Below are 18,375 nucleotides of genomic sequence, written 5' to 3' on the forward strand. Positions count from 1 at the left end.
GTCTCGCGGACCACCGCGTGCCGGCCGGTGGTCCAGGCGAAGTGGCCGCGGTAGATCAGCACCAGGCCCGCCAGCGCACCCGGCCGGCGCAGCGCCGCGACCAGCACCAGGTTGCCGCCGGCGCTGTCGGTGCCGATGTCCTCGCCGCGGGCCGCCGTCGACGCGCAGGCCGCCGCCCTGGCCGAGGGGCTGCGCGTGGGCTGCTTCCGCCCGCCGTCGGTGCCCGACGGGATCTCGCGGCTGCGGATCACCGCCAGCGCCGGGGTGCCGGAGGCCGACTGGGGCCGCGCGGTCGAGACGCTGGCGCGGCTGGTGAAGGAGCACCAGTGAGCCGGATCGTGGTGGTCACCGGCACCGACACCGGCGTCGGCAAGACCATCGCCGTCGCCGCGCTGGCGGCCGCCGCCGTGGCCGCCGGGGAGAGCGTGCTGGCGGTGAAGCCGGTGCAGACCGGGATCGCGCCGGACGACTCCCCGGACGCCGGCGAGCCCGCCGACGCCGACGTGGTGGCGACCCTGGCCGGGTGCGCGACGCGCGAGCTGGTCCGGCTCGCCGCCCCGCTCGCGCCCGACACCGCGGCGGAGCGGGAGGGCGTCGTACTGCCCCGGGTGGCGGAGCACGTCGCCCGGATCGTCGACCTCGCCCGCGCCTACGACACCGTCATCGTCGAGGGCGCCGGCGGCGTGATGGTGCGGCTGGACGGGGGTGGCGGCACGCTGCTGGACGTGGCCGTCCTGCTCGGCGAGTGGGCGCCCGGCGGCGACCTGCAGGTGGTCGTGGTCTGCCGCCCCGGCCTGGGCACGCTCAACCACACCGAGCTCACCGTGGAGGCGATCCGCGGCCGCGGCATCGAGCCCGCCGGGCTGGTCGTCGGCTCCTGGCCGGCCGAGCCGGGGCTGGCCGAGGAGTGCAACCTGGTCGACCTGCCCCGGGGCACCGGGGTGCCGGTGCTCGCGGTGGTCCCCGACGGTGCGGGGGCGCTGGCCCCGGCGGTGTTCCGCGACGAGGCGCCGGGGTGGTTCGTGGAGTCGGCCGCCCCCTGACCCGCGAGTCGGCACAAACTCTCAGGCCGGTCCAGACCAATGGGCGCGAGTCGGCAGAAACTTTCTGCCGACTCGCGCCTCACCAGAGCGGGGGCCTGCGGTCCCGCCACGGCAGCGCCGCCTCGACCTGCGCCGCCAGGGAGATCAGCAGCTCCTCCTCGGCCGGCCGCGCGGCCAGCATCATCCCGATCGGCAGCCCGCCGGCGCTCATGTGCAGCGGCAGCGAGATGGCCGGCATCCCGGTGACGTTCCACGCCGACGTCCACGGCGTGAACCGCTTCTGCGCCTCGAAGTCGGCCCGCGGGTCGGCGTCGTCGCGCAGCGCGCCGACCGGCAGCGGCGGGGTGGCCAGGGTCGGCGTCAGCACGGCGTCGTACGGAGCCAGCGCGACGAGCGCCTCCGCGGCGTAGCGCCGCAGCTGCCCGATCGCGAGCCCGAACTCCGGGCCGCTGATCGACTCGCCCCACTCCCCCAGCCAGCTGGTCAGCGGCCGCAGCAGGGCCCGCTGCTCGCCGGACAGCGGGACGGTGGAGAGCGCGGTGAGCACCGCCCACGCGGTCTCGAACACCGGCACCGCCTCGGCCGGGATCGGCACCGGCACGCCCTCGACCGCGTGCCCGAGCGAGCCCAGCAGCGTGCAGGTCTCCTCGAACGCGCGGGTCACCTCGGGGTCGACCGGGACATCGGCGATCATCGGGGTGTCGAGGACGCCGATCCGCAGCCGGCCCGGGTCACGCCCCGCCGCGGAGAGGAAGGTGCCCGACGGCTCGGGCGCCCAGTACGGGTCGCCGGCCCGCCGCCCGGCGAGCACGTCGAGCAGGGCGGCCGCGTCGGCGACCGTGCGGGCGATCGACCCGGAGGTGGACAGGCCGGTCACGTCGCCGTACATCGGGAAGCCGCTGATCCGGCCCCGGGTCGGCTTCAGCCCCACCAGGCCGCAGCACGAGGCCGGGATCCGGATCGAGCCGCCGCCGTCGGAGCCCTGCGCCACCGGCACCAGCCCCGCCGCGACCGCCGCGGCGGCGCCGCCCGACGAACCGCCGGCCATCCGGGTGGTGTCCCAGGGCGTCACCGCGGGCGGTCGCCCCTCGGGCTCGGTGTAGCAGGGCGAGCCGAACTCCGGCGTGCTGGTCTTGCCGAGGCTGACCATCCCGGCCTCCTCGATCGCCAGCGTGACGGCGTCGGAGACCTCGGGCACGTACCCGCCGAAGGCCGGCGACCCGAACGCCGTGGGCACGCCCCGGGTCAGGTTGAGGTCCTTGATCGCCGTCGGCACGCCGGCCAGCGGCGACGCACCCTCCCCGACCGGGCCGACCGCGGCGACCTCGCGGGCGCGCAGGCGCGCCATCTCGGGATCGCGGAAGGCGAACGCGCCGTCGACGTACTCCCGCGGGAGCGCCGCGGCGCGGTCGAGGTAGTGGTCGGTCAGCTCGACGGGGTCGATCTCACCGGAGCGGATGAGGGCGCCCTGCTCGAGGGCGGTCAGTTCGTGGAGTTCGGCCACGCCCCGACCGTAGCCCGCCGCCGGAGGATGCGGGCCGACTCAGACGACCGCGAGCCCCGTCCAGGCGGCGGCCGCCGCGAGCAGGATCAGCACCAGGTTGAACGGCACCTGCGCCGTCTCGTCCCGGGACAGGTGGAACCCGGCGGCGGCCACCTGGAGGAAGAAGAGCCCGATCGCGGCCGCCACCGCGAGCCAGGGCAGGATCCCCAGCAGGGGCGGCAGCAGCAGCCCGGCCGCGCCGGCGAGCTCCAGCCAGCCGATCGTGCGGGTCAGGCCCAGCGGCACGTCGTCGACCCAGGCCATCATCGGCCGCAGCGCGTCGCGGTCCTGGAAGGCCTTCCGCGACCCCGAGAAGACGTAGAGCGCGGCCAGCAGGCCGGCCAGCACCCAGTACGTCGCCTCCGCGTCCATCGCAGGCGCCTCAGACGTCGTGGCGGCGCAGGCCGTAGGTGAGGCCGTCCACCAGCGCCTCCCACGACGCCTCGATCACGTTGGCCCCCACGCCGACGGTGACCCAGGTCGACTCGCCGTCGCTGGTCTCGATCAGCACCCGGGTGATCGCGTCGGTGCCGTGACCCTGGTCGAGGATGCGGACCTTGAAGTCGATCAGCTCGAACTTCGCGATCTCCGGGTAGGCCTGCACGATCGCCGTGCGCAGCGCCTGGTCCAGCGCGTTGACCGGGCCGTTGCCCTCGCCGGTCACCACGTAGCGCACGCCGGCCGCCTTCAGCTTCACCGTCGCCTCCGAGACCGCCTCCTCGCCCGGCTGGGCGTGGGTCAGCGTCTCGGTGATCACGCGCCAGCTCTCGACGTCGAAGTACGACGGGCGCAGGCCCTCCGCCTCCTCGATCAGCATCAGCTCGAACGACGCGTCCGCCGCCTCGAACGTGTAGCCGCGCGCCTCCATCGCCTTGACCCGCTGGGTGACCCGCGAGACCAGCTCGGGGTCGCCGGAGAGGTCGAAGCCGAGCTCGCGCCCCTTGAGCTCGATCGAGGCCCGGCCGGCCATCTCCGAGACCAGCAGCCGCATGTCGTTGCCGACGCCGGCGGGATCCATGTGCTGGTAGAGGTCGGGGTCGACCTTGATCGCGGACGCGTGCAGGCCCGCCTTGTGCGCGAACGCCGAGGTGCCGACGTACGGCTGCCGGGAGGCGGGTGGCACGTTGGTCACCTCGGCGACCGCGTGGGCGATCCGGGTGGCCTCGGTGAGCAGCCCCGGGGGCAGCACCTGGCGGTCCAGCTTGAGCTCGAGGTTGGCGACGACGTTGACCAGGTCGGCGTTGCCGGTGCGCTCGCCGTAGCCGTTGATGCAGCCCTGGACGTGGCTGGCGCCGGCGTCGACCGCGGCGAGGGTGTTGGCGACCGCGCAGCCGGTGTCGTTGTGGCAGTGGATGCCGACCCGCACGCCGGTGGTGGAGATGACGTCGTGGACCACGTCGGAGACCCACGGCGGCAGCATCCCGCCGTTGGTGTCGCACAGCGCGACCACCTCGGCGCCCGCCTCCGCCGCGGTGCGCAGCACCTCGAAGGCGTAGGAGCGGTCCAGCCGGTACCCGTCGAAGAAGTGCTCGGCGTCGAGGAAGACCTGCTGGCCCTCGGCGCGCAGGTGGGAGACGGTGTCGCGGACCATCGCCAGGTTCTCCTCCAGCGTGGTGCGCAGCGCCTTCTCGACGTGGCCCGCGTGCGACTTCGCCACCAGGGTGACGACCGAGGCGCCGCTGTCGCGCAGCGCGGCCACCAGCGGGTCGTCCGCGGCCCGTACGCCGGCGCGGCGGGTCGAGCCGAACGCGGCCAGCTTCGCGTGCTTCAGGTCGAGCTCGGTCGCCGCGCGGCGGAAGAACTCGGTGTCCTTGGGGTTCGACCCGGGCCAGCCGCCCTCGATGTAGCCGACGCCGAGGCCGTCGAGCTGCTTGGCGATGGTGAGCTTGTCGGCGACCGAGAGGTTGAGCCCCTCCTGCTGGGCGCCGTCGCGCAACGTGGTGTCGTAGACGTGGAACGCGCCGTGCAGGTCGGGGGTGGAGGTCGACGGGGCCGCGCCGTCGCGGTGGGCGTCCTGGGGGCTGGTCATCGGTCGTCTCTTTCGTGCGTTCGGGGCTGGTGCTGACGGTGTCCGCGCCCGAAATGAGAAAAACCTCCCGGGCACGAGAGGTTGGCGCGTCGACCCGGGCGGATCCCGGCATCGACGCGCTAGGTAATGATGAGCGCGGTGCGCAGCGTCGGCAGCACGCCGTCAGTCTGCCACGTCGGGCGCTATCCGTGCGGCCGGCGTCACGATGCGGTCACGTCGCTCGCGGCCGGTCGCCCGCGTCGTCACAACCCGATTGGCCCCTTTTCGGGCCGAAATGGGGCCAATCGGGTTGTGACGACGGCTAGGTCAGCCGATCCCGAACGGACCCTCGCCCGCGGGCGACCAGGCGATCCCCTGCCCCGCGCCGATCACCACCAGCACGACGGCGAGGATCGCGCAGACCGCGCACACCACCGCGCAGCCGAGCCAGGTGCGGGTGGCCGGGTAGAGCGCCCGGCCGATGGGTCCGCGGAACCGGCTCGAGGCGGGCCCGGACCACAGGGCGATGCCGAGGGCCGTGCCGCTGAGGAACAGCGTGGTGGGCAGGTCGAGCGCGGCGGCGTAGCAGAGCAGGCCGGCGGCGAGCGCCAGCCCGGCGCTCCACACGGCGAGCAGCGCGGTGCCGGTGGTCGCGCGGAGCAGGTGCCAGGGACTGGAGAACGCCCAGCGGATGCCGTCGTGCCACCGCCGGCCCCGCAGCGCCCGGCGGTCGGCGACGGCGGAGGTCGCCAGCGACCCCGCCCGCAGCAGCCACACCGCGGCGACCACGCCGATCAGCGTGAGCCAGGGAGCCGCGGCGAGGCCACCGCCGACGACGCAGGCCGCGGCCGTCACCGCGCACCCGCGGCGGAACCGCTCGCCGACGCCGACCGGCGCTGCCGGGGCGAAGGCGGGATCCAGGTACTGCTCGTCCCACTCGTCCTCGAAGCGGGCCATCGGGTCCACGCCGTCGGGGTGCGGCACCGGCGCCACGGCGGGGTACGCCGGCACCTGGCCCTCAGGCGGCGGCCACGGCCCCGCGGGGGTGGTCTCGAGCGCGCGGGTGTGCGGCGCGTCCGGGTCCGCCGCGCGCTCGGGCACCGTGGCCGGCTCGTCGGCGTCGGCCCAGGCCACGCCGGCCTGCTCGGCCCGGTCCACGGTGTCGACGTCGTCCAGACCGTCGCGCGGCGCGGCGGCCAGCGGGTACGTCATGCCCCCGTCCGCCCCGACGCCGAGCACCCCACCGGTCGGCGGGGCCGCCACCGGCGCCTCGGGGCGGGTGCTGAGCGGGCGCAGCCAGGCGAGCAGCTCCTCCAGCAGCGGCCGCTCCAGCGGGTCGGGGGCGAGCGCGGCGGCGAGCACGTCGGCCATCGGGCGCTCGATGCCGGACAGGTCGTGCTCCCCGCGGCGGGTGCGGTCCATGATCGCCATCGCGGGGCCCCGGCCGTAGGGGCCGCGGCCGGTGGCGGCGTACGCGACGGTCGCCGCCCACGCGTGCACGTCGGCGGCCGGGGTGGCCTCGTCGCCGTACAGGATCTCGGGGGCGAGGTAGCCCGGGGTGCCCATCAGCCAGCCGGTCTGGGTCAGCCGCGGGTCCTCGGCGACGCGGGCCAGGCCGAAGTCGATGAGGATCGGGGTGCGGCCCTCCATCAGCACGTTCGACGGCTTCACGTCGCGGTGCAGCACGCCGGCGGCGTGGACGGCCGCGATGCCCTCGGCCAGGCAGCCGGCCAGCCAGTAGAGGTCGCGGCCCGAGACCGTCCCCTCCTCCAGCACGTGGTCGTGCAGCGAGAGCCCCGGCACGTAGCGGGTGACCACGAAGGGCGTCTCGCCCCACGGGTCCGCCGCCAGGATCTCGGCGACCCAGGGGCTGCGGACCCGGGCGAGCGAGGTGACCTCGCGGGCCAGCCGGGCGCGGGCCTGCTGGTCGCCGACGACGTGCGGGCGCAGCACCTTCAGCGCCACCCGGCGGCCGTCGCCGCCGCGGGCCAGGTGCACGATGCCCATGCCGCCCTCGCCGAGCGGCGTGAGCAGCGTGTAGTCGCCGACCCGGGTCGGGTCGGCGGGCTGGGCACGAGCGGTCACAGCAGGAGGTTACCCAGCCCCGCCGCCCGTGCCGCCAACGTCGACGCGCGTCGGGCGTGCCGACCTCGGCGGCACGGGCCGACGACCGGGCTCAGATGCGGTGCATCCAGCCGAAGGTGTCCGGGGTCCGCCCGAACTGCACGCCGACCAGCTCCTCGCGGATCCGCATCGTCAGGTCGGTGCTCGCCGGCGCCGGGACGTCGCCCTCGGCGGTCTTGAGCGCGCCGACCGGCGTCACCACGGCGGCGGTGCCGCAGGCGAAGATCTCGCGGATCCGGCCCGACTCGACGCCCTCGCGCCACTCGTCGATGGCGAACTTCCGCTCCGTCACCTGGTGGCCCATCTTGCCGGCCAGCTCGATGATCGAGGCGCGGGTGATGCCTTCGAGGATGGTGCCGGTCTCGGGGGTGACGATCGAGCCGTCGTCGTAGACGAAGTACATGTTCATCCCGCCGAGCTCCTCGACGTACGTGCCCTCCTGGGCGTCGAGGAAGACCACCTGGTCGCAGCCGTGGGCGTAGGCCTCCTGCTGCGCGACCAGCGAGCTCGCGTAGTTGCCGCCGGTCTTGGCCGCGCCCATGCCGCCCCGGCCCGCACGGGTGTAGTCCTCGGTCAGCCACAGGGTGACCGGCTTGACGCCGCCCTTGAAGTAGGCGCCGGCCGGGCTGGTGATCACCATGAAGGTGACGTGCTGGGCCGGCCGCACGCCGAGGAACTTCTCCGAGGCGAACATGAACGGCCGGATGTAGAGGCTCTTCTCGCCGCCCTCGGCGTTCGAGGGGACCCACCGCTCGTCGACGCGGACGAGCTCCTCGACGGCCTGGATGAAGTCCGCCGTCTCCAGCACCGGCAGCGCCAGCCGGTCGCTGGACCGGGCCATCCGCTCGGCGTTGGCCTCGGGCCGGAACAGCCAGACCGAGTCGTCGTCGTGCCGGTATGCCTTCATCCCCTCGAAGGTCTCCTGCGCGTAGTGCAGGACGGCCGCCGCCGGGTCGAGGGTGATCGGGCCGTACGGCGTGATCCGGGCGTCGTACCACCCACGCTCGGGAGTCCACTCGACGGTGAACATGTGGTCGGCGAAGTTCGTGCCGAACCCCGGGTTGGCCAGGATGCCGGCCAGGGTCTCGTCGTCCGTGGGGCTCGCGGCGAGGGTGGTGGTGATCTGCATGCTCATGAATCTAGTCCTGGTGGGTGGTCGCGGCGAAGCGGGCATGAATCACCGGTCGACCGGTGATTCAGTCGCTTGACAGGCGTTGCAATGCCTGTCAAGCGCGGGAAGCCCCGGTCGACCGGTGATTCCGACGGGGCTCAGCCGGCTACTCGCGCCGCGATCGCGTCGCCCACCTCCGGCGTACGGCGCTGCTGGCCGGCCTCGCGGGCCCGCAGGTCGGCCAGGACGGCCTCCTCGATGCGGGCCGCCGCGGCCGGGTGGCCGAGGTGGTCGAGCAGGAGCGCGCCGGAGAGGATCGCGGCGGTCGGGTCGGCGATCTGCTGGCCCGCGATGTCGGGGGCCGAGCCGTGCACGGGCTCGAACATCGACGGCGAGGTGCGGTCGGGGTTGACGTTGCCGGAGGCGGCCAGCCCGATGCCGCCGCTGATCGCGGCCGCGAGGTCGGTGATGATGTCGCCGAAGAGGTTGTCGGTGACGATCACGTCGAAGCGCTGCGGGTCGGTGGTCAGGAAGATCATGACCGCGTCGATGTGGCAGTAGTCGGTGGTGACGTCGGGGTACTCCGCGGCCACCTCCTGGAACAGGCGCCACCACACGGAGCCCGCGTTGACCAGCACGTTGGTCTTGTGGACCAGGGTCAGCTTCTTGCGCGGGCGGCGCTGGGCGCGGGCGAAGGCGTCGCGGATCACGCGCTCGACGCCGAAGGCGGTGTTGACCGAGACCTCGGTGGCGACCTCGGCCGGCGTGCCGACGCGCAGGGCGCCGCCGTTGCCGGTGTAGGGGCCCTCGGTGCCCTCGCGCACCACGACGAAGTCGATCTCGCCCTTGGCGAGGACGTCGGCCGAGAGCGGGGAGACGGAGCCCGGGTAGAGCTTCGAGGGGCGCAGGTTGACGTAGTGGTCGAGCGCGAAGCGGAGCTTGAGCAGCAGGCCGCGCTCGAGGATGCCCGGGGGCAGGTTCGGGTCGTTCGGCTTGCCGCCGACGGCGCCGAGCAGCAGGGCGTCCTGGCCGCGGATGTCCTCGAGCACGCTGTCGGGCAGCACCTCGCCGGTGCGCAGGTAGCGCTCGGCACCGAGGTCGTAGCTGGTCTGCGCGAACTTCAGGTCGGCCGGGGCGGCGACCTCGAGCACCTTGAGGGCCTCGGCGGTCACCTCCTTGCCGATCCCGTCACCGGGGATGACGCCGAGGGCGACCTGGCCGGTGGTGACGGGGGTGGGGGCCGCAGCAGCGGAGGAGTCGTTCATGTGCGCAGACGTTAGTTGTCGTCGGGACGCGGGGCGTCACCGTCTCGCAGGGCAAGCGCGCCACCGCCGAAGGCGGCCTGGAGCGCGTCGCGGGCCGTGGAGCCGTCGCGGTGGCCGTCGTACTGGTGACGGAAGGGGTGGTTCGGGTCGTGCTTGGCCGGGCCCCACTCCGTGCCGGACCAGTCGGGGTACATGTCGTACATCGTTCTTCCTCTTCCAGGATCGTTCTCGGATGACTCGGATGGCTTCGCTGAGGTGAAGCCCCGGGGCCACCCGCCGTGGCGGGTGGGTGTCATCTCGTGGATCGCACGAGGAGGACGTCGGTGCAGACGGGTGCGGGTCGCGCGGAGGTGGTCCGGCCGATGACCCGCCGCGGAGGGTGTGCCCCGGGGCTTCGATTCAACTGATGAGAAGCCCAGCGGGGGGTGGAACGCGCACCGCGTGACACCGCGGCGAGGTGGCCTCTCTCAGGCCCCGCCGCGGCGCACAATTACGAGAAGGGTGCTCCGCATGGTGCGCACACTGTACGACGTCGGCGGCCGTCGTGCGTGGGATTTGCGGCGCGTGTTCGGATCGCGAGACGTGACCGGATGGCGAGACGGGCATCCCGCGATGCAGGACCCCGGGGTGCGAGACTCGGCGCCATGAGCGCGAACCCCGAACTCCCCGACGTCGTGCGCCGCGCCTTCGACGTGTGCCGCCGCGCGGGCTACGTGTCGTTCTGCCGCAACGAGACCGGCCGGCTGCTGGCCTCCCTGGCGGCGACCCGGAGCGGCATCATGGCCGAGTTCGGCACCGGCTGCGGCGTCGGCACCGCGTGGCTGCGCTCCGGGGTGCGCGGCACCAGCGCCAGCATCCTGACCGCCGAGCTCGACCCGCGGCTGGCGTCGGCCGCCGCGGAGATCTTCACCGACGATCCGCTCGTCGACGTGCTCACCGCCGACTGGTCCACGCTGATGGACAAGGGGCCGTACTCGCTGCTCTTCCTCGACTCCGGCGACCCCGACGCGGTCGGCGTGGACCGGCTCGCCGACCTGGTCGAGCCGGGCGGCGTCGTCGTGCTCGACGACTTCGTGCCGTGCCAGATGTGGCCGCCGATCACCGACGGGCGGGTCGACATCCTGCGCGAGCAGTGGCTGACCGACGAACGGTTCACCGCGGTGGAGCTGATGGTCGCGCCCGACGCCTCGCTGATCCTCGCCACGCGCCGCTGAGTTGGATGGGCCGAGCCCCGGCTCGGCGTGCCCCAAGGCCCGGTTCGGGCTGCCCCAAGGCCCGGTTCGGGCTGCCCCAAGGCCCGGTTCGGGCTGCCCCAAGGCCCGGTTCGGGCTGCCCCGAGCCCCGGCTCGCGCGTCAGACCTCGCCGGGCTGCCCGCGGCGGACGACGATGCGGGTCCAGGCGCCCAGGTAGATCCGCTCCCCCGGCGCCACCTCGCGCTTCTCCCCCGGCGGCAGCGGCTGGCGCGGCAGCGTGCCGACCGAGCTGCCGACGTAGGTGCCGTTGGAGGAGCCGAGGTCCTCGACCCACCAGCGGGTGCCGTCGGTGGTCAGCTGGCAGTGCCGGCGGCTGATCCCCGTGTCCGAGGCCAGGTCGACGTCCGGGTGGATGCCACGGCTGCGCGAGGTCCGGCCGACCAGCGCGGAGGTCGCCGGGATCCGGATCACCTGCGGCACCCCCGCCGAGGGCAGCGGGTCGGCGGAGTCCTGCTCCGCGTACCAGTCCGGGTCGATCCAGACCTCGGCCACCCAGGGCTCGTCCAGCGCCGGGGCCAGCGGGGCCACGGCCGGCTCCGCCGGGGCGGCGGGCTCGGGCTCCGCCTCCCCGGCCGGCGGCGAGGACGGGGGCGATGACGGCGGCGGGGACGACGGGGGCGGGAACGACGGGGGCGGGAACGACGGCGAGGCGGGCGGGAACCCGGTCAGGTCCGAGAGGTCGAGCGGCGAGGGCGTCACAGGTCGCGGCATCGTGCCGGTGGTGAAGTCGTAGCCGCAGGCCTCGCAGAACAGCGCGTTCGGCGGGTTGCTGGCCTGGCAGTTCGGGCAGGTCGCGGCGTCGGGCACCTCGGGCGCCTCGGGCACCGGCGCCGCCGCGGCGGCCGCTCCCGCCGACTGCCCCGCCGACTCCCCCGACTGCTCCCCCGACGGCGCGCCCGCGTCCGCGGGCTCCTCCGCGGGAGCGGCCGCCGCATCGGCACCGATCGGCAGGCCGCAGACGTCGCAGTAGTCGTCGGCCTCGGAGGCGTGCCCGGTCGGGCAGGTGGAGGTCATGCGGGTCCCTTGCGGATGCGCGTGGTCTTGGTCGAGGCGGTGTCGAGCGCCATCTCGTCGGCCTTGTCCACGACCCGCTTGAGCCGGACGGTGCCCTCGGCCGGGCTGTCGATCTCGACCACCTTCCGGAGCTTGGTCGTGGCCTCCTCGTTGCCGGTCTCGGCGGCCAGCTGGACGGCGCGGCCCAGCTTGGTGGTCGCGGTCGCCTCGTCGCCGGCGGCCTTCGCGGCCAGCCCCTCCTGGATCGCCTGCGCGAGCTCGGTCTGGCCGGTGTAGTGCGCGACCTGCTGGTCGATCCGCGCCGTCAGCTCGGAGTTGTTCGACCACTTGGCCTTGACCAGGCCCTGGGCGACCGCCTCGGACCCCAGCGTCAGCTGCACCCGGGCGGCGAGCTGCTCCTGGCCGAGCGCCTTCGCCGCCACGCGGATGGCCACGTGGTAGTCGCGGGACTCGTCCGACCAGGCGCCGGTCGGGTAGTCGCCGGTGAGCGGGTTGACCGGCACCCGGCGGTCCGTGAGGTCCTCCAGCGTCGGCGCCACCTGCCGGACGAAGAGCACCTGGGCGCCCTGCGGCGCCCACACCCGCAGCTTGGCGTCCGCGACGCCACGGGCCATCGAGGCCCGCATGATCTGCTGGAACTCGGCGCGCATCTGCTCCGGCCCCGGGATGATGTCGACCGTGCCGAGCAGCGCCTGCGCGATCCGGCGGACCTCGGCGACCTGCCAGTCGGTGCCGACGCCGCGGCAGTCGCACTGGTAGTACCCGGTGGCGCGGCGGATCGCCTCGTCCAGCCGGCCGGCCCGCTCGCGGTTCTCGCCGTCGGTGAGCAGCAGCGCGTGGCGCTGGGTGACCTGCGGGACGGAGGCGAACAGCTGTCCGGCCAGCTCCAGCCAGGTGCTGATCGCGGTGCCGCCGCTGCCGACGAACCGGTTGATCGCGCCGGCCGCCTCCTGGCGGGTGCGCCGGTCCATCCGGACCAGGCCGGGGCCGGAGGTCACCAGCGGGTAGGCCAGCATCGCCCGGTCCGCGCCGGCGATGACGGCGAACCACGTGCCGTCGACGATCTCGGCCAGCGCCGCCTGCGCCGCGTCCTTGGCCGCGGCCATCGTCACCGGGCCCATCGAGCCGGAGGTGTCGACGATGATGATCTCGCCGGCGTCGCCGCTGCCGGACTGCCCGGCGGTGCCCGCCCCGGTGCAGGTGACGGTGACGATCGCGTTGACGTCGGTCCCGCCGTCGGGGAGGAACTCGTTCTGGTAGACGGCGGCGCTGAACTCAGCCATCGGTGGGACCTCCCTGGGTCGTGGTCGGCGGCACTGCGGGTGCTGCGGGGGCTTCGGGTACGACGGGGGCCGGGCGCTCCGCATTCTGCCCGACCCTCGCCAGGGCGACGGTGATGTTGTCCTGCCCGCCGCGGGCGTGCGCGAACGCGACCAGCGCGAGCGCCAGCGCGCCCGGCTCGTCGGTGCCCGCCTCGGCCACCCGGGCGCCGAGCTCGGCGGGCGTCGAGGCGTAGTTCCACAGGCCGTCGGAGCAGGCCAGCACCCAGCCGGGGCCCGTCACGTCCATCGAGGTGACCCGCGGGTCCAGGTCGGGGCTGTCGCGGCCCAGCCACTTGGTGATCGCGTGCGCCTGCGGCGAGGCCTCGGCGACCTCGCGCGGGACGCCGGCCTCGATCTGGGCCTGCGCCAGCGAGTCGTCGACGCTCAGCTGGACCCCCTCGCCGTCGTCGGGCAGCCAGTAGACGCGGGAGTCGCCGATCGTCGCGACGTGCAGGCGCGAGCCCTCCAGCACGGCGACGGCGAGGGTCGCCGACGCCGGGTTCACCGAGTCGGGGTCGGTGTTGGCCACGATCGCGGTGTTGGCCGCCCGCACGGTGTCGGCGAAGGTCCGGACCACGGCCGCCGCGCGGCTGTCCGGGGTGCCCATCCCCGCCGGCATCGGCATCCGCAGCACCTCCCGGGCGGCGTGGGCGCCGGCCAGCGAGGCGACGTCGGAGTCGATCGAGTTCGACACCCCGTCCAGCACCACCAGCACCGCCCGCGAGCCCGGCTCGGCGCCGGCCAGCAGCGCCATCGCGTCCTCGTTGCGCGCGTGCGCGATGCCGCGGTCGCAGACGCCGGCCACCCAGGAGGCCGGCTGCTCGCGGAAGTGGTCGCGCTCGCTGGGCGCCTTGGTGCCGCACGAGGTGCAGTACAGGTCGGGGCCGACCTCCCCGCCGCACTCGGCGCACGGGCGCCGGGTGTCCACCGGCGGGTCCGGCAACGACCCGGCCGGGCGCCGGGTGGGGGCGCTGATCGGCGCCTCGCTCAGCGGGTCGCCGGGCGGCGCCGGCCACGTCCCCGCCGGCGGCTCGAACGCCGGCGCGGTGCCGACGGCGGCGCCGCAGCCCTCGCAGAACCGGGCGCCCGCGGTCAGCGCCGCGCCGCAGGAGGCGCAGGTCACGGCCGTCTCCCCCGCGCTCACGTCAGCGTCCAGTTCCGTACGGCGTTGGCCCGGTTGACCAGCGCGACCCGCTCGGTGCGGTCGCCGGTGTCGTGGGCGAGGGCGCGCAGCGCCGACTCCAGCCCGTCGCGGACGCCCTCCTCGGTCGCCTCCAGCGAACCGATCCGCCGCGTCGGCGTACCGCCGCCCGAGCCGCCGACGTCGGCGGTCACCACGGGCAGCGCCTCGCTCAGGATCCGCACGAAGAACCGCTGCCGGGTGGAGCCCTCGATCTGGGCGGTCTCGATGGTGCGCATCGCCTGGTCCAGCACCGCCAGGCGCTGCGCGGAGCTGGCCGTCGTGTCCGACGCGCTGCCCGCGAGCAGCACCTCGGCGCGGCGCCGCCGGCTCTCGTTGTAGCCGCGGCTGGTGGTCGGCACCTGGTCCAGCGCGGCCACCGCCCCGGTGGTGTCGCCCGCGGCGGCGCGGACCCGGGCGATGCCGAAGGCGGCTGGCGGCACGAAGGCGGCGTCGGTGGCCAGGCAGACCCGGTACAGCCCCTCGGCGACCGCCGGCAGCCCGCCGCGCTCGCAGGCGTAGGCCAGCGCCAGCTTGGGTGCCAGCTCGCCGGGCACCTGCTGGTAGACGGCGTTGAAGGCGGCCTGGGCGTCCTCGAAGTCCGCCGTCGCGAGCGCGGCCAGCCCCTCGACCCACAGCGCCCGCCACTCCCACGGGTCGTCCACGAGCAGGCTGGTGGCCGCCTCCCGGGCGCGGACCGGGTCGGCCAGCTCCAGCGCGGCGCGGGCGCGGGCCAGCCACACCTCGGCACTGTCCTCGGGCGCGCCGCGCAGGTCCTCCAGCCGCTGCGCCGGCTCCTCGTCGCCCAGGGTGGAGAGCCAGCCGTACTGGGGGTCGGTGGTGTCGACCCGCAGACCCGGCAGCTGGTCCCAGGACTCGATCGGCCCCGCCGTGGCCGGGGACTCGAAGAGCACGGAGGCCGCGCTGGTCGGGGCGGTCGCCCCGCGACCCCGGGCCACCACCTCGCGGAGCACGCCGAGCACCTGGGACCGCAGCTCGTCGACGGAGGCGAACCGGTCGGCCGGGTCGGGGGCGCAGCACTTGGCGACCAGCCAGTAGAGCGAGTCGTGCTGGGCGAAGAGCGGGGTCGCCTCGACCGGCGGCAGCGAGTACAGGTAGGTGCCCTGGTAGCCGCGGAACTCCATGCAGAGCACCAGCAGCGTGCGGCCGATCGTGTAGATGTCGGAGGCCACCGACGGGCCGACCTCGGCCACCTCCGGGGCCTGGTAGCCGACGGTGCCGTAGATCGGCGAGTCCAGGTCGTCGATCCGGCGCACGCCGCCGAGGTCGATCAGCTTCATCGCGTCGCCGACCTGGATCATGTTGTCGGGCTTGAAGTCGCAGTAGACCAGCCCGAGGTCGTGCAGGTAGGCGAAGGCCGGCAGCAGCTCGAGGATGTACGCCAGCGCCTGGTCGACGGGGAGCGGGTCGTAGGCGCCGCCGTTGGCCGCGATGCGCTGCTTGAGGATCTCCTTCAGCGAGCGGCCGCCGACGTACTCCATGACGATGTAGCCGGCACCCTCGTGGGTGACGAAGTTGTAGATCTCCACGATCGAGGGGTGCTCGACCTGGGCCAGGAACTGCTGCTCGGCGATGGCGGCGGCCAGCGCGTCCGGGTCACCAGCGTTGAGCAGGCCCTTGAGCACCACCCAGCGGTTGGAGACGTTGCGGTCGCGGGCCAGGTAGATCCAGCCGAGGCCGCCGTGGGCCAGCGCGCCGGCCACCTCGTACTGCCCGGCCACCAGATCGCCCTGCTCGAGCTTGGGGGTGAACGAGAACCGGGTGCCGCACTGCGGGCAGAACCCCTCGCTGCGCCCCTCCTGGCCGTCGATCCCGCGGCCGACGGCGTTGCCGCACTTGGCGCAGCTGCGCTTCTCCTCCGGCACCTGGGGGTTGGCCATGATCGCGGCCGCGGCGTCGACCGGCGAGGCCGGCGGCACCGTGGTCAGCCCGGCGCCCAGCCGTGCCGCCCGCATCCGCTGCGACCCGGTGCGGGTACGTCGCGTGGCCGTCGAGCCGGTCGAGCCGGCCCGCTTGGAGCCGATCGCCGCGGACTGGACGCGGCTCGCGGAGGTCGCGACCGAGACGCTGCCGTCGGTCAGGGGCGCGGCCTGGGCGGCGGTCGCCAGCGCGGTCGCCTCCGAGACCGCGACGTTCGGCGTGGCCGGCGTGCCGCAGACGTCGCAGTAGCCGTCCAGGATCGTGCCGGTGCAGCCGGGCCGGGCGCACGGGCTGCCGTCGGGCACCGGCGGCCGGCCGGTGGGCGGCGTCGGCACCGCCGGGGCCGACGGGCTCGCCGTCGCGGTGGCGACCCCGCTGCTCGCGCCGCCCTCGCCGGGCATGCCGCAGACGTCGCAGTAGCCGTCCACGATCGAGCCGGTGCAGCCCGGCTGGGTGCAGGCGCCGCTCATGAGGTCTCCTTCGCGAGCCAGGTCTGGTAGGTCGTCACGAGCTGGCGGGCCACGGCCATCGGCGCCGGCCGGCGGCCCAGCACCTCGCGGGCCTGCCGCTCGCTGGCGGCGAGGTCGGCGCTGCCGGCGACGCCGGAGAGCCGGGCCTTCGCCACGTAGGCGTCCAGCAGGTCGACCAGCTGGCGGTGCTCGGCCAGCGCGTCGGCGTACTTGTGCTGGGCCAGCTCCAGCGCCTGGGAGACCCGGTCCAGGCGGGTCAGGTAGGGGTCGATCGCGTCCGGGGTGACCGGCACCGGGCCGAGCGCGGAGACGTCGGGGACCGCGTAGTGGGGCGCGGGGTCGACGGTGGTCACGCAGGTCTCGGCGAGCTTGCGCAGCGCGGCCTCGCGAGCCTCCAGGTCGTCGCGCAGCTCGCGCGCGGAGAGCACCCGGTCACGGGCGTCGCGGCGGCGCGCGTTGCCGACGATCAGGTCCCGCTCGTAGGTGGTGGCGTCGACCTCGAACGGGTCGAGCAGACCGCCCACGTCGGCGCCCCGCTCGGCGCGCTCCGCGATCGACTCCAGCCGGGCCATCAGGCCGGCCAGGCGGCGTACGGCGTCGTCGCGGGTGGTGGCGGGCTCCAGCGCGACCTGGTCGCGGATCCGCTCCAGCTGGGCGCGCAGGCCGCGGATCCGGGCCGCGTCGGCGGCGGCGTCGGGGGCCAGCGCGAGCCGGGAGCGGAGCTGGCCGGTCAGGGCGTCGCAGAGCCGGCACGCCTCGGGCAGGGAGACCGCGAGCCCGCCGGGCAGCTCGGTGGCGCCGTCGAGGCGGCCCCAGATGAGCGCGGAGATGCGCTCGCGCTCCTGGCGCAGCACGCGGCCGCCGTCCCAGGTCGCGAAGACCAGCTGGTAGCGGTCGGTGATCGCCTTCCACAGCGCCAGCGCGAGCGCCATGTCGCCGGCCAGCTCTCCCCCGCGGCCCGCGCCGAGCGCGGCGGTGTCGAGCTCGTGCAGCTCGTCGCGGCGCACCCGCAGCCAGGTGTCGAGCCCGGCGAGGTAGGCCTGGATCTCGGCGGGCTCCAGGGCGTCGCCGAGGTGGCCCGGCGCCAGCGGCGCCGAGGCGGTCATCGAGGTCATCGGGTGCCCACCACCCCTCAGCGCCCGTAGCGCGCGGTCGGCGGGTTGCTGGCGTCCGGGGCACCCAGGTAGGGCTCGAGCCAGCGCCCGTAGGAGCGCCGCCACGACCCTTCGGAGCGCATCTCGACGAGCACCGCGTTGACGAAGCGGACCAGGTCGACGTCGTCGAGGTTGGCGGCCACGCCGTAGGGCTCGTCGGTGAACGCGGCCTGGTTCGGCACGACGGCGTAGGGGTCCTGGGCGGCGAGGCCGGCCAGCACCACGTCGTCGCCGGTGATGGCGTCCACCTCGCCCTGCTGGAACCTCACCAGGCAGCCGGTGTGGTTCTCGGCCGCCTCGGCATCCGCCTCGGGCTCCTTGGCCTGGATGTTGTCGATGCTGGTGGTGCCCGCGGGCGCGCAGACCTTCACCCCCGCCAGGTCGGCGGGCCCGGAGTAGTCGGCGGCCAGGTCGGAGCGGAGCAGCACCTTCTGGCCGGAGTGGTAGTACTCCGCGGAGAAGGCGACCTCCTTCCAGCGGCTGCAGTTGATGGTCATGTTGCGGACCACCAGGTCGATGTCGCCGCTCTCGAGCAGCGGGATCCGGTCCGCGGCGCTGATCACCCGCAGCTGGAGCGGGACGCCGATCTCGTCGGCGATGCGATCGGCGACGTCGATGTCGAAGCCCTCGATCTTGTTCGTCTCCGGGTCGCGCGAGCCCATCAGCAGGGTGTCGGCCGAGACGCCGACGACCAGCCGGTCGGCCTTGCGGATGCGCTGCAGGGCCGCCCCGGACTCGCGGGAGGGGGCGTAGGAGCGCAGGTCGGCCTCCGTGGTGTCGCACTCGGCGGCCGCCGGGGCCTCCGCCGACGGGGCCACCTCGGCCGCCGGGAGCGGATGGCGAGCAGCGCCAGGCCGGCGATCGGCACCCGGCGCAGCGTGCAGGCGAGCGCGTCGAAGAGCACCGCGAAGACCGCGCCGCCGGCCAGCATCAGCGGGACCACCGA

Annotated in this window: 16 protein-coding genes; 3 read left to right on the forward strand and 13 right to left on the reverse strand. The window is 74.7% G+C overall.

The window, feature by feature from the left end:
* Nucleotides 1–135 precede the first annotated feature (135 nt).
* The gene (locus ABLM29_RS20605; RefSeq protein ID WP_349716458.1) at nucleotides 136–330 is read left to right on the forward strand and encodes a hypothetical protein; all 195 of its coding nucleotides are present in this window, start codon (nucleotides 136–138) and stop codon (nucleotides 328–330) included.
* On the forward strand, nucleotides 327–1,043 hold the full coding sequence (bioD, locus tag ABLM29_RS20610) for a dethiobiotin synthase (protein WP_349716459.1): 717 nt from the start codon (nucleotides 327–329) through the stop codon (nucleotides 1,041–1,043). Before ABLM29_RS20605 ends, bioD begins: the two co-directional genes overlap by 4 nt.
* 79 nt (nucleotides 1,044–1,122) lie before the next feature.
* Here bioD and ABLM29_RS20615 read toward each other — a convergent pair whose 3' ends face one another.
* From ABLM29_RS20615 to ABLM29_RS20645, 7 genes are all read right to left on the reverse strand, one after another.
* Nucleotides 1,123–2,547, reverse strand: a complete 1,425-nt coding sequence (locus ABLM29_RS20615) for an amidase (RefSeq protein ID WP_349716460.1) — start codon at nucleotides 2,545–2,547, stop codon at nucleotides 1,123–1,125.
* Nucleotides 2,548–2,586: 39 nt separating this feature from the next.
* Complete coding sequence (locus tag ABLM29_RS20620; RefSeq protein ID WP_349716461.1) at nucleotides 2,587–2,958, reverse strand: DoxX family protein; 372 nt, start codon at nucleotides 2,956–2,958, stop codon at nucleotides 2,587–2,589.
* A 10-nt stretch (nucleotides 2,959–2,968) separates the two neighbouring features.
* Nucleotides 2,969–4,615 (reverse strand): citramalate synthase, encoded by a 1,647-nt coding sequence (gene cimA / locus ABLM29_RS20625; protein WP_349716462.1) that lies wholly within the window; start codon nucleotides 4,613–4,615, stop codon nucleotides 2,969–2,971.
* A gap of 306 nt (nucleotides 4,616–4,921) precedes the next feature.
* Entirely contained in the window at nucleotides 4,922–6,679 is a 1,758-nt protein-coding gene (locus tag ABLM29_RS20630; RefSeq protein WP_349716463.1) for a protein kinase domain-containing protein, read from the reverse strand.
* 91 nt (nucleotides 6,680–6,770) lie between these two features.
* On the reverse strand, nucleotides 6,771–7,847 hold the full coding sequence (locus ABLM29_RS20635; RefSeq protein WP_349716464.1) for a branched-chain amino acid aminotransferase: 1,077 nt from the start codon (nucleotides 7,845–7,847) through the stop codon (nucleotides 6,771–6,773).
* A 140-nt stretch (nucleotides 7,848–7,987) separates the two neighbouring features.
* Nucleotides 7,988–9,094: a 3-isopropylmalate dehydrogenase gene (locus ABLM29_RS20640; protein WP_349716465.1), complete on the reverse strand. Its 1,107-nt coding sequence runs from the start codon at nucleotides 9,092–9,094 to the stop codon at nucleotides 7,988–7,990.
* An 11-nt stretch (nucleotides 9,095–9,105) separates the two neighbouring features.
* Nucleotides 9,106–9,297 (reverse strand): hypothetical protein, encoded by a 192-nt coding sequence (locus ABLM29_RS20645; protein ID WP_349716466.1) that lies wholly within the window; start codon nucleotides 9,295–9,297, stop codon nucleotides 9,106–9,108.
* A gap of 441 nt (nucleotides 9,298–9,738) precedes the next feature.
* Between ABLM29_RS20645 and ABLM29_RS20650 the strand changes: the two genes are divergently transcribed.
* Nucleotides 9,739–10,308: an O-methyltransferase gene (locus tag ABLM29_RS20650; RefSeq protein ID WP_349716467.1), complete on the forward strand. Its 570-nt coding sequence runs from the start codon at nucleotides 9,739–9,741 to the stop codon at nucleotides 10,306–10,308.
* A gap of 139 nt (nucleotides 10,309–10,447) precedes the next feature.
* Here the strand turns inward: ABLM29_RS20650 and ABLM29_RS20655 are convergent, their stop codons facing one another.
* From ABLM29_RS20655 to ABLM29_RS20680, 6 genes are read right to left on the reverse strand one after another with little or no spacing between them, the layout of a single operon-like run.
* Nucleotides 10,448–11,362 carry an FHA domain-containing protein gene (locus ABLM29_RS20655; protein ID WP_349716468.1) on the reverse strand — a complete coding sequence of 305 codons (915 nt, stop codon included), beginning with the start codon at nucleotides 11,360–11,362 and terminating at the stop codon, nucleotides 10,448–10,450.
* Nucleotides 11,359–12,645: a vWA domain-containing protein gene (locus ABLM29_RS20660; protein ID WP_349716469.1), complete on the reverse strand. Its 1,287-nt coding sequence runs from the start codon at nucleotides 12,643–12,645 to the stop codon at nucleotides 11,359–11,361. The genes ABLM29_RS20655 and ABLM29_RS20660 overlap by 4 nt, the downstream gene beginning before the upstream one ends.
* Entirely contained in the window at nucleotides 12,638–13,807 is a 1,170-nt protein-coding gene (locus ABLM29_RS20665) for a PP2C family protein-serine/threonine phosphatase (protein WP_349716470.1), read from the reverse strand. Before ABLM29_RS20665 ends, ABLM29_RS20660 begins: the two co-directional genes overlap by 8 nt.
* 17 nt (nucleotides 13,808–13,824) lie before the next feature.
* Nucleotides 13,825–16,275, reverse strand: coding sequence for a serine/threonine-protein kinase (locus ABLM29_RS20670; protein WP_349716471.1), 2,451 nt, complete (start codon nucleotides 16,273–16,275; stop codon nucleotides 13,825–13,827).
* Nucleotides 16,272–17,390, reverse strand: coding sequence for a hypothetical protein (locus tag ABLM29_RS20675; protein ID WP_349716472.1), 1,119 nt, complete (start codon nucleotides 17,388–17,390; stop codon nucleotides 16,272–16,274). The genes ABLM29_RS20670 and ABLM29_RS20675 overlap by 4 nt, the downstream gene beginning before the upstream one ends.
* 17 nt (nucleotides 17,391–17,407) lie before the next feature.
* A complete protein-coding gene (locus tag ABLM29_RS20680) occupies nucleotides 17,408–18,247 on the reverse strand; it encodes a glutamate ABC transporter substrate-binding protein (protein ID WP_349716473.1) in 840 nt (279 codons plus the stop codon).
* Nucleotides 18,248–18,375: the final 128 nt, after the last annotated feature.

This window comes from Nocardioides sp. YIM 152588 (assembly GCF_040191335.1).
Classification (GTDB): Bacteria; Actinomycetota; Actinomycetes; order Propionibacteriales; family Nocardioidaceae; genus Nocardioides.